The sequence below is a fragment of the Actinomycetota bacterium genome, from assembly GCA_040905475.1.
GTDB lineage: Bacteria > Actinomycetota > AC-67 > AC-67 > AC-67 > DATFGK01.
The window spans coordinates 1-10,951 of record JBBDRM010000022.1 but is presented as its reverse complement, the minus strand read 5'-3'; the positions used below and the strand labels follow the sequence as shown (position 1 = coordinate 10,951).

The window sequence follows — 10,951 nt, the reverse complement described above, 5'->3', positions numbered from 1 at the left end:
AGCATCTATCGCGTCACGGAAGTGATCGGCACGAGCACGAAGTCGTGGGAGGAGGCCTCGAAGAACGCCGTCGAGACCGCCGCCAAGACGCTACGTGATCTTCGCGTCGGCGAGGTCGTGAAGCTCGACCTCACCATCGAGAAGGGCAAAGTCACCGCGTATCGCGCGCGCATCAACATCTCGTTCAAGTACGACGCTTAACCGTTACACAAGGATCTCGCGATGAGAGCCGGCTCGTCCGGCCATGCGATCACGCGCGCCAACGGATGGCCGACAAGTGCTGCATGCCCGACAAGCCCTTGGGCTCCACGCCGTCCGGCCCTAGTTGTGAGTGACCGCGCGGCAGGAAGGACAGATCCAGCTCGCCATGTGAAGCTTCTTGTCCGACATGTAGAGCGCCATGCGGCAGGACTTGCAGACGAGCGTCACCATCCGGTCGGGCTTGGTCGACCCGGCGATGATCACGGGCACGCTCGAAGCGGTATCCGTCATGAGGGTTCCTCTCGTGTTCTCTCGGCGCCGATGGTTGGGTCGGCCTTCGCGAGCATCGCACGGATCGCCTTCGTCGCCGCTCCGACGCCGTCCCGATACGAGATCGGATTCGCGAAGAGGAACGAGCGAGCCATGAGGTCCTCTTCGACTTCATCAAGCATCTCGACCGTGGATCCCACGCATGCCTCCCGTTCGAAAGTTGGTGGTTCTGACCTCTTGGGTCGAGTACCCCACGAACGAGTGGGCGGAATGTTCCCGCAGCGAGGAAAGAGGAGAAGTACACATGAATTGTATGGCCACGGAGGGTGGAAAGCAATGCATTTCCGAATCATGAAACGATCAACGGTGCTCCATAAGTGATAGGATCGCATCACTAGGATTCCATTTGTGGTTCGCTCGAGCGACCGTGGCTTAGCCACCCGCCCTCGCCCCCGACGGATCGAGGAGCGATGAGGAGGTCGCGAATGAGCGACAGGAATTCCCTGACAGTCCTCGAGCAGACGATCCGCCGTCCCGCTGCGGGCGTCGGCTCAGTTTCGAGTCTCCCAGAGGCGAAGAACGGGTCGGCCGTCAGCGATCCGGTCCGGATGTACCTGAATGAGATCGCGAGGACTCCGCTATTGACCGGGGCGCAAGAGGTCGATCTTGCGATGCGGATGGATGGTGGAGCGAAGGCAACCGAACTTCTCGCGTCGATCGATTCCGCGGGCCGGGTCGATGCGAAACGGTTCCGCGAGGTCGTCCTCGCGGTCGTTGCGATCAGGGACCGGCAGCTCGATCTGTCGAACGGCTTGCGGTTGATCGATATCGGCGGAGCCATCGTGACCAAGACCTACCGAGCGAAGAACCGAGCGCAGACGACCACGTTCCTTCGCCGTGTAGAGCGCGACGCTCGCAACGCGCAGATGCAACTGATCGAGGCGAACCTGCGTCTCGTCGTGTCGATCGCCAAGCATTACCTCGGCCGGGGGATGCACTTCCTCGACCTGGTTCAGGAAGGCAACCTCGGACTCATCCGAGCAACCGAGAAGTTCGATCATTCGAAGGGCTTCAAGTTCTCGACCTACGCGACCTGGTGGATCCGTCAGGGCGTCACCAGAGGGATCGCCGACCAGGGGCGGACCATCCGGATGCCCGTCCACATCGCGGAGCTGTCCGATGCCGTCTGGCGGACCCAGGGCCGGCTCGTTCAGGACCTCGGACGGGAACCGCTCTCCAAGGAGATCGGCCTCGAGATGGGGATCCCAGCCGAACGGGTTCGCGAGATACGCAAGCTGCGTTCGGTGCCGATCTCTCTCGCGGCGCCGATCGATCACCGTGACGGGTCCCGATTCGAAGAGCTGATCGAAGACCACGACGCCGTTGTGCCGGCCAACGCTGCGGTTGCCGTCCTCCTCAAGAAGGACGTCGAAACAGCACTCGGGGTGTTGACCACGCGAGAGAGCAGGATCATCCAGCTCCGCTTCGGCCTGACCGGTCAGCAACCCCGCACCCTGGAAGAGATCGGGAGAGAGCTCGATCTGACGCGCGAGCGGATCCGGCAGATCGAGTCCAAGGCGCTCTCGAAGCTCCGTCACCCGTCGAGCATGGTGAGGCTCAAAGACTTCCTGGAGTGAGGGCGCCTGTGCGCGCAGCCCCACCCTCGCCTACCCTGCAGAGATGGCATCGACACGCGACGAAGCGCCGCCGAACTTAGGTCTGTTCCTCTCAGATCTCCCTCGAGCCGTCGGGGACTTCGGCATGTTCGTGGCGGCGGGTCCCTTGCTCCGCCGAGCGCCCCGCGGCGACGGACACCCCGTCCTGGTGCTGCCCGGATTGATGGCGGCCGACACATCGACGCGCCCACTGCGCCGCTACCTGCGATCACTCGGCTACCACGTTCACGGGTGGCGACTGGGTCGCAACATCGGACCGACGCTCGAGGCGGTCGAGGGGATGGGCGCGCGGCTCGATGATCTGCGCGAACGCCACGAACGCAAGATCAGTATCGTCGGGTGGAGTCTCGGCGGGATCTACGCACGAGAGATCGCGCACCGCCGGCCCGACGATGTGCGACAGGTGATCACCCTCGGGAGCCCGATCCGGATGCAGCACCAAAGCCAAAGCAGGGCGACCCGCACGTATCAGCGCTTCTCGCGACGGCACGTGGAGGGTCTCGGCCGGCGAGTTAACGACGGTCCTCATCGAACGGTTTCCGTCCCGGCGACCTCGATCTACTCGAAGCTCGACGGCATCGTCTCGTGGCGCGCCTGTCTCGACGACGTGGGTCCGCTGAGCGAGAACGTCGCCGTCCTCGGGAGCCACGTCGGGCTCGGCCACAACCCCGCAGCGCTGTGGGTGATCGCCGACCGGCTGGCGCAACCCGAGGGATCGTGGCGCCCGTTCACGCCGCCACGCGGGGCTCGACGATTGTTCCCTCGCCCGGCGGGGTAGCGCGTTCGCTACGCAGCCGGCAGCGTCATCGTGACGTGGCTTGGGAACAGGAGCGCCGGGATGTTGCTCGGCTGCCGGTATGGAGCGTCGTTCGCCGTAACTTCGAGCTTGATCGTGTGGCCCGGCGCGAATCGGTAGCCGGTCGGCGCGATCTGGAAGCGTGCGACGAGATCGGTTCCCGGACCGTCGAGACTGCGATACGTGCCTCGGGTGACGAGCGCCTGGATCCCGTCGGGCGTGACATCCCACATCCTGATGTTGAGCTCGGTGTCGGGAGCGGTCGTCGCGTAGGTGATCTCGACCACGGGACCGCCAAGCAACGTGACCGCGTCGGCGACCGCGAACTCGAACGCCACGTTGTTCTGATCCGGAAGCGCGGGCTTCATGATCCTGCAGCCCTTGTACGCCTGTGGCCCGGGGAGCGTTGCGGTCGTTACCGGGTCGGTCGCGAAGCCGGCCTCGCTGGGGATCGCGCTGGCGCTAACCCCCGTCGCGTCCGCCTCGAAGGTGATGAGGTCGGTGTCGAGCGAGCCCCAATCGGGTGCGGTCACGAGCTCCATCGGAGCGTCGGGGTTCAGACAGCGCGTCACGGCCGCCGTCACGTCGAAGGCCGGCTCCGGGCCGGCATCCACGAGATAGTGGTCGAGGAAAGCGTTCATCAGCTCGTGCGCCGCGTCCCACTCGTCCACGCGCTCGGCCGCGTAGTCGTGTCCGAGATCGCCGAAGAAAAGCTTGATCGGATACGCCGGGTCGAACGCCCGGAGCCGGTTCGCCGTCTGCAGCGACTCGAACGCCGTGAAAAGAGGGTCGGTGAAACCCTGCACCCAGAAGATCGGAACCTTCGTCGACGGCTCGATACCGATCGCGCTCTTGAAGGTTCGGAACTGATGGATGCCGTTCGCGACGAGCGGGTCCTCGTACCGGAACGGATTGCCCGCCAACGAGCGCAAGGTCTGCGTCGTGATGTCCGAAGACGCGTCGATCAACGGCGGCGCGAAGAAGCCGTTGCCGAGCGGCTGCCCCGCCGCGTAGAGGGCGACGAGGTAGCTCTCGATCGGGATCCCGACGGGATCCGCGTGATGTCCGTCCGGTGAAAGCGTCCCGTCTGAGCCGCGTCCGTTGGGGAGGAGCACCTGGATCACGTCGCTCCACGTGTACAGCGGCAGCGCGACCCGCCATCGGAGCGACGTCCCGTCGCGCGTCGTCCAGGCCGCCGTTTCGCCGTCGGACTTTTCGGCGCACGGGTCCGGGGCGAGCTCGGGCGGAGAGGGCGAGCCGCCGCACACGATCCGGTCGCCGAGGATACCGTTCATCGCGGCCGTTCCTCCGCCGTAGGAACCGCCCGTAACCGCGAGCCGTTCGGGGTCCGCGACCCCGCTCTCCACGAGACCCGCCGTCAGCCAGGCGGTGTCCCGAACCTCCCAGCGTTGGTCGCTCATGTGGATCCAGTAGTCGTAGCCGAGACATTGCGGCGCCGGAACGACCCGGTCGATCGCGCCGGGGGTTCGCGGACCGCACGAGTCGTGCCAGCCCCGAGCCGTGTAGTTCAGGACGGCGTAGCCGCGCGACGCGAACCAGATGTTGTTCCAGTGATGATTGGACCCGCGCCGGAACTCGCTCGAGACCGTGTCCGAGCGTCCGGTCTCTTCCCAGATCGTCTTGTCGTCGGTCCACCCGTGGGCCATCGTGACGAGCGGGATCGGGCCCTGCGCGGCGCAGGGGATCGTCACATCGACCGACATCGGCAACCCGTCGAAGCTCGGCGCGAATCCCCGGTACATGACGTAGTGCACGGGTGGCTCGTCCTTGCTGAGGTGCTCGGTGGCGGTGAGCTGGGCGCCGGGCAGCGCCCCGAAGGGGTTGTAGGGCGTGCATGGGGCATCCGCGCGCGCGGGGCCCAAGGTCGCGGCGAGCAGGGTTAGAAAGATCAGCGATCGTGTCCGGAGTGGCGGCATGGATGCCAATGGGATTCGCGCGAGGAGGGCCCGGTCCCTTCTAGGATTAGGTTAAGGGTCGCTTCCGGAGGCCAGATGGCTGAGTACAACCCGTTCGAGCCGGGATTCATCGAGGATCCGTACTCGCGGTACGCGGTGATGCGCCGGGAGGATCCGATCCACAATAGCCCGCTCGATTTCTGGGTCCTGTTCGGATATGAGGACGTCCTCCGGCTTCTCCGTGATCCCAGCCTCAGCGTCGAAGATCGCAACGCCCGCGCGACCGCGATGGACGAGATGATCCTCGAGATCCTCGGCGAACGCTCCGAACGCGGAGGCAAGTCGATGCTCAGCCGCGATCCGCCCGATCACACCCGGCTGCGGAAGCTCGTCACGAAGGCCTTCACGCCGCGGGTCATCCAGGATCTGCGGCCGCGCATCCAGTCGCTCGTCGATGAGAACCTCGACGCGGCCGGCGAGCGAGGCGAGATCGACGTGATCTCCGACCTCGCGTTCCCCCTCCCGTTCGTCGTGATCTCCGAGATGCTCGGCGTCCCGGCGTCGGACGGCGCCCGGCTGCGCGAGTGGTCGGGCCTGATCGTCCGCTCACTCGAGCCGCTCGTCGACCCGGACACCATCCGCGCGATCGCCGACGCGAGTGACCACATGTTCGAGCATGTGAGCAACCTGATCGCGTGGAAGCGCAAGGAGCCCGCCGATGATCTCCTCTCCGCGCTCATCGCCGCCGAGGAGCACGGGGACGTGCTCTCCGACGAGGAGCTCGTGGAGCAGGTTCTGCTTCTGTACATCGCAGGACACGAGACGACGGTGAATCTGATCGGCAACGGCGTGCTCGCGCTCCTGCGAAACCGGGATCAGCTCGTGCGCCTCCAGAGCGACGAAACCCTGGTGCCGGGCGCCGTCGAGGAGTTCCTCCGTTTCGACAGTCCGGTTCAGATGTCGAGGCGTATCACGCTGGCCGAGATCGAGATCGGTGGGAAGACCATCGAGAAGGGCTCGTTCTGCGCACTGATCCTTGCGTCGGCGAATCACGACGAGGCGCATTTCGGCGAGAGCGCGGAACGGCTCGACGTGACGCGTGAGAGTGCGCATCAGCACCTTTCGTTCGGAGGTGGCGTGCATTACTGCCTCGGTGCGGCGCTCGCGCGATTGGAGGGCGAAGTCGCCATCGGGTCCCTGATCCGGCGTTTCCCTGCGATCGACTTCTCCGCCGACCCGACGTGGAACGGCCGCCTCAACCTTCGCGGTCTCGACCGGCTTGCGGTCACCCTGGGTTCGTAAGGGTCGGGGTGCGTCGCTGAAGCTCGGCAAGAAGCTCTCCGTCACGACGCGGAAGGACTGGCGGGCGTGGCTCGCCAAGAATCACGCCCGAGAGAAGGAGATCTGGCTCGTCTCCTACCGCATGAGATGGTTCAGTAGCCGAGAAGTACAGCAGTCCGGTTCGACCTCACGCGGCGGGTACGAGCGCGGGCGGGGTCGTCTTGGGATCGCGCCCAGCGATCAATGCCATCAACTCCACCGCTTCGGCCGGAACCGGCTTCGAGTAGAGGAACCCCTGGGCCATCTGACATCCCAAGCGCGCGAGCTCACGGCGCTGTCCTGCCGTCTCGACGCCTTCAGCGACCACCGTTAGCCGCAGGGACTTGCCGAGTTTGATGATGGCTTGGGTGATCGCCGCTTCGTCCGGGCTCCCGTCCACATCCGCGACGAAGGAGCGGTCGATCTTCAGCGCATCGAGGGCGAAGAAGCGCAGATAGCTGAGCGACGAGTACCCCGTCCCGAAGTCGTCGAGCCAGATCGAGACGCCGAGCGCCTTGAGCGAGCGAAGCGTCGCTGCGGCGCGGTCCTTGTCGCGCATCAGGGTGTGCTCCGAGATCTCTACGCGGAGGTCTCGAGCCTCGAGACCCTCCCTCATAAGGACTTCCGCGACTCTCGAGACGAGAGCAGGGTCTTCGAAATGACCGGCCGACACGTTGACCGACACATACTTCGCCTCGAACCATGGATCGTTGCGCTTCCAGACGGCGAGTTGGCGACAGGCCTCGTTCAGGACCCATTTGTCAAGCTCGATGATGATCCCGCTTCTCTCCGCGGCCGGGATGAAGCTGATCGGCTGGAGGAGCCCGCGCGTCGGATGGTTCCAGCGCACCAGTGCCTCGAATCCAAGCGTCTCGCCGGTGATGAGCGACATCAGCGGCTGGTAATGCAGCACGAGCCGGCCCTCTGCGATCGCCGTACGCAACTCGGGCTCGATGCCGCCGGTGATGCGAGGTTCAACCGTCAGCTTCGGGTCGAACGCCCGGTACGAGCCCCGCTCTGAGAACTTGGCGCGATACATCGCAGCATCGGCCCCGCGCAGTAGCTCATCGAGTCCCTCTTCACCTCGCCACGTCGCCACTCCGACGCTGGCGCGCATCGACACGTCGCCGGCCTTCAGATGGAGCGGCGTTTCGAGGAGGCGGGCGATCTCGCGGGCAACGGCGGCGGCACCCTCCGGCCCGGATCCTTCCAGCATGATGCCGAACTCGTCGCCGCCGAGGCGCGCGGCGGTGTCCTCGGCGCGGATGCTGGTCCTGAGGCGGTCGGAAACCGCGACCAGCACCTGATCGCCCGTCTCGTGACCGAGCGAGTCGTTGACCGCCTTGAAGTCGTCGAGATCGACGTAGAGGACCGAGAGCGGTGTCCCTCTGCGGAGACTTCGGGCCATCGCGTGCTCCATGCGTTCCATGAACAAAGCTCTGTTGGGAAGTCCGGTGAGCGGATCGTGGAACGCCTGATACTGCAACTCCTCCCGGCTCCGCTTCAGCTTGACGGCCATCGCGTTCAAGGCGCCGCCCACTCGGGCGAGCTCATCGTCGGCGGTCACCGTAACCCGATGAGAGAGGTCGTTACCACCGAGGCGGGTGGCAGCCTCCTCCAGTGACTTGAGCGGAGTGGTGATCGAGCGGCGCACCCTCCGCGCCACGAACGCAGCCACGAACGAGCCGAGGAGCAGGGTCGCGAGAGCGGTAACCAGCTGGACGTCCTCTCGACGCTTGAGAGCCGATATCTCGGCCACGATCTCACGGGAATGGACGGAGTAGAGCCCGATTACCGAAGCGGCCGCCTTGTCGACGGCGTCATGGAAGAGATCCAGGGCAACGTCGTTCCGGCCAAACCCTAGTACAGCCGCTTCCTGAGCGGCGGCAAAAGCGCCGGCCCAAAGATCCCTGATCGAAAGCGCCTCCGTGAGCTCTTCCGGGGCGTGAGTTGAATCATGGGCGATGATCTCTTCGATGGCCACGTCGATGTTCTGGCCGTGTGCGAGGAACGCCTCGCGCATGCCGGGCTTGTTGAGCTCGATGTAATCTTCGCCGAGATCGTCGGCGCTGGCCAGCATTCCTAGGAGCAAGTCGATGCTCATGGCCTCAGTCTCGGTTTCGTCGCGCACTTCTTCCAGGGCGGCCACCGATGAGCGGAAGGCGAGGATGCCCCCGCCGGCCATCGCCACGACGGGGAGCATCATGATCGCCATCGCGAACCTGATGCGACGGCTCAATGACGCGTTCCGCTTGGGTCGCTCGGCCGGATCTATGTGAGGCGCTTCGGGCCGATCGATAGCCGCCCCATCGAGCGCGAGCGCCACCACACGGGTTCCTTCGTTTTTGAGGGCCATGTAGATAGTCTCGGCAGGAGGCGTGGATCAAAGTACCCAACACCCCCGAATTTCTCAAAGACTGCAGGCGAACGCCTGGCACGGAGACGATTCCTGTAGTTCATTGCAGGCCGTGAGGTCCCGGATGCCTAGTCATTGCAATGCTTCTGGGATCTCCATCGTCTGCGAGCGCAGCCATTCGCCGAGTGCTTTGCCCTGCGGGTCGAACCGCGCTGACGACGAGACGCCCTCTCCCAAGATGCCGTCGATGACGAAGTTCACGGCGCGCAGATGCGGAAGGACGTAGCGCGTCATTGCAAGATCGGCGGTCTCGGGGAGCAGTTTGCGCAACTCCTCCACCGTGAGCGCGTTCGCCAGCCATCGCCATCCGTCCACGGATCGCGCCCACACCCCGATGTTGGCCGTGCCGCCCTTGTCTCCGCTGCGCGCGCCGGCGACGAGCCCGAGCGGCGCATCGCGGGTGGCTCCCGCCGGCAGAGGTTCCGGGAGTGCGGCCGGCGCTGGATCCTGCAAGGGTTGCGTTGCCGGTGACGGCTCGATCGTGACGCGCTCGCCGTCGGGAAGCACGACCGTATGGTCGATCAGCGCAGGATCGACGAACGCGGCGGTGTACACGCCGTACGGGCTGGCGTCCATCGGCGGCGCCGTGACGTGGAAGCCCGGATAGCTCGCCAGCGCGAGCTCGATCGCGGCTCGGCTGAAAACCCGCCCGACGACCGTGCTGTCGGGATCCTTCGCCGTGACCCGCAGGAACGCGCTCGCTTCTTCCTCGGTAGCCGCTGAAGCTCGGTCGGTGCGCGCGAGCGACCAGACGATCTCGGCGGGCTCCTTCTCGAGGGCCGCCTCGACCTGCTCGCGGATGAGCGCGGCTTTCTCTTCGATGTCGAGCCCGCAGAGGACGAACACGACCGAGTTCCGAAAGCCACCGAGATGGTTGAGGCACACTTTCATGGTCGGCGGCGGCGGCTCGCCGCGCACGCCCGTCACACGCACGCGATCGGCGCCGTCCTGCGCGAGCTCTATCGTGTCGAAGCGCGAGGTGACGTCCGGCCCGGCGTACCGTGGGCCGCCGATCTCATACAAGAGCTGGGCGGTGACCGTCTCGACCGGCACCGCGCCGCCGGCGCCGGGATGCTTCGTGATCACACTCGAGCCGTCCGCATGGATCTCGGCGAGCGGGAAGCCGGGGTGCCGGGCGTCGATCTCCTTGAAGAACGCGTAGTTGCCGCCGGTCGCCTGCGCGCCGCACTCGAGGATATGGCCGGCGACCGTCGCGCCCGCCAGCCGGTCCCAGTCGTCGCGCGCCCAGCGGAAATGCGCCGCCGCGGGGCCGACCACCACCGAGGCGTCGGTGACGCGGCCGGTGACGACGACGTCCGCGCCGCGGCGGATCGCCTCAGCGATCCCCCAACCCCCGAGGTACGCGTTGGCCGTCAGCGGCGCCCCGAGATCCAGCTCGGCGGCGCGTTCGCGGAGGTTGTCGCCCTCGACGTAGGCGATCTTTGGGTGGAGCCCGAGCCGCTCGCCGAGCTCGTGCATGGCCTCGGCGAGGCCCTTCGGGTTGAGCCCGCCGGCGTTGCTGACGATGCGAACCCCCTTGTCCATCGCGAGGCCCAGCGACTCCTCCATCTGGGAGAGGAACGTGCGCGCGTAGCCGGCGTTGGGGTCCTTCATGAGCGTGCGCCCGAGGATGAGCATCGTGAGCTCGGCGAGGTAGTCGCCGGTCAGCACGTCGAGCGGCCCGCCCTCGAGCATCTCGCGCACAGCCGCGAACCGGTCGCCGTAGAAGCCGGACGCGTTGCCGATGCGGATGGGCTCGTCGTTCGCCACGCCCGAACTATGGAAGGTGTTCGATCGAGCGCGCAACCGCGTGAGGTGGGGGGTGCCGTTGAGGCCCGAGGCTACGTCCCTCCGTTTTGACGGGACGACGCTCGACTAGATACAGTCACGACGGTATGTTTCGTCCGAGCGCAAGTCAGATCGTCGGGTGCGTCGGTGCCTAAGGAAAAGGCCCGTCGGACGCAGGAGGAACGCAGCGCTGCGACGCGAGCGCGACTCCTCGACGCGACCATCGACTGCCTCGTCGAGCGTGGCTACGCGGGCACGACCACGACCGAGATCGTGAAACGCGCGGGGCTCTCCCGCGGCGCGCAGGTCCACCACTTCCACACCAAGGCGGAGCTGGTCGCGGAGGCGATCGTCCACCTGTCTCGCAAGCGCCGCGAGGAGCTCAGGCACGAGCTCGAGAACGCGCAGCCGAACGGCGACCGGTTCTCGCTCGCCGTGGATCTCCTGGCGAAGTCGTTCAGCGGGCCGCTCTTCGCGGCGGCGATGGAACTGGTGGTCGCCGCCCGCACGGACGAGGCGTTGCGGCCTGCGGTGCGCGCGGTCGAGCGCGACGCCGACGAGGGCATCC

Annotated in this window: 10 protein-coding genes; 5 read left to right on the top strand and 5 right to left on the bottom strand. The window is 66.0% G+C overall.

Annotation, left to right across the window (positions count from 1 at the left end):
- On the top strand, positions 1–201 hold a 201-nt coding region (locus tag WEB06_02250; GenBank protein MEX2554434.1), incomplete at its 5' end, for a dodecin family protein.
- Positions 202–321: 120 nt separating this feature from the next.
- Here WEB06_02250 and WEB06_02245 read toward each other — a convergent pair.
- Both WEB06_02245 and WEB06_02240 read right to left on the bottom strand, forming a co-directional pair.
- Complete coding sequence (locus WEB06_02245; GenBank protein ID MEX2554433.1) at positions 322–492, bottom strand: hypothetical protein; 171 nt, start codon at positions 490–492, stop codon at positions 322–324.
- Positions 489–671, bottom strand: coding sequence for a hypothetical protein (locus WEB06_02240; GenBank protein ID MEX2554432.1), 183 nt, complete (start codon positions 669–671; stop codon positions 489–491). Before WEB06_02240 ends, WEB06_02245 begins: the two co-directional genes overlap by 4 nt.
- Before the next feature lie 285 nt (positions 672–956).
- On the opposite strand from WEB06_02240, the gene WEB06_02235 reads away from it, so the two are divergent.
- Positions 957–2,108 (top strand): sigma-70 family RNA polymerase sigma factor, encoded by a 1,152-nt coding sequence (locus tag WEB06_02235; protein MEX2554431.1) that lies wholly within the window; start codon positions 957–959, stop codon positions 2,106–2,108.
- 43 nt (positions 2,109–2,151) lie between these two features.
- Positions 2,152–2,925, top strand: a complete 774-nt coding sequence (locus WEB06_02230; protein MEX2554430.1) for an alpha/beta hydrolase — start codon at positions 2,152–2,154, stop codon at positions 2,923–2,925.
- Positions 2,926–2,933: 8 nt separating this feature from the next.
- Here the strand turns inward: WEB06_02230 and WEB06_02225 are convergent, their stop codons facing one another.
- The gene (locus WEB06_02225) at positions 2,934–4,880 is read right to left on the bottom strand and encodes a CocE/NonD family hydrolase C-terminal non-catalytic domain-containing protein (protein MEX2554429.1); all 1,947 of its coding nucleotides are present in this window, start codon (positions 4,878–4,880) and stop codon (positions 2,934–2,936) included.
- Positions 4,881–4,955: 75 nt separating this feature from the next.
- On the opposite strand from WEB06_02225, the gene WEB06_02220 reads away from it, so the two are divergent.
- Positions 4,956–6,161, top strand: coding sequence for a cytochrome P450 (locus tag WEB06_02220; GenBank protein MEX2554428.1), 1,206 nt, complete (start codon positions 4,956–4,958; stop codon positions 6,159–6,161).
- 166 nt (positions 6,162–6,327) lie between these two features.
- Here the strand turns inward: WEB06_02220 and WEB06_02215 are convergent, their stop codons facing one another.
- Positions 6,328–8,535 (bottom strand): EAL domain-containing protein, encoded by a 2,208-nt coding sequence (locus WEB06_02215; protein ID MEX2554427.1) that lies wholly within the window; start codon positions 8,533–8,535, stop codon positions 6,328–6,330.
- A 132-nt stretch (positions 8,536–8,667) separates the two neighbouring features.
- On the bottom strand, positions 8,668–10,365 hold the full coding sequence (locus tag WEB06_02210) for an acyclic terpene utilization AtuA family protein (GenBank protein ID MEX2554426.1): 1,698 nt from the start codon (positions 10,363–10,365) through the stop codon (positions 8,668–8,670).
- Positions 10,366–10,530: 165 nt separating this feature from the next.
- Here WEB06_02210 and WEB06_02205 point away from each other — a divergent pair.
- The coding region (locus WEB06_02205; GenBank protein MEX2554425.1) for a TetR family transcriptional regulator at positions 10,531–10,951 on the top strand (421 nt) is incomplete at its 3' end.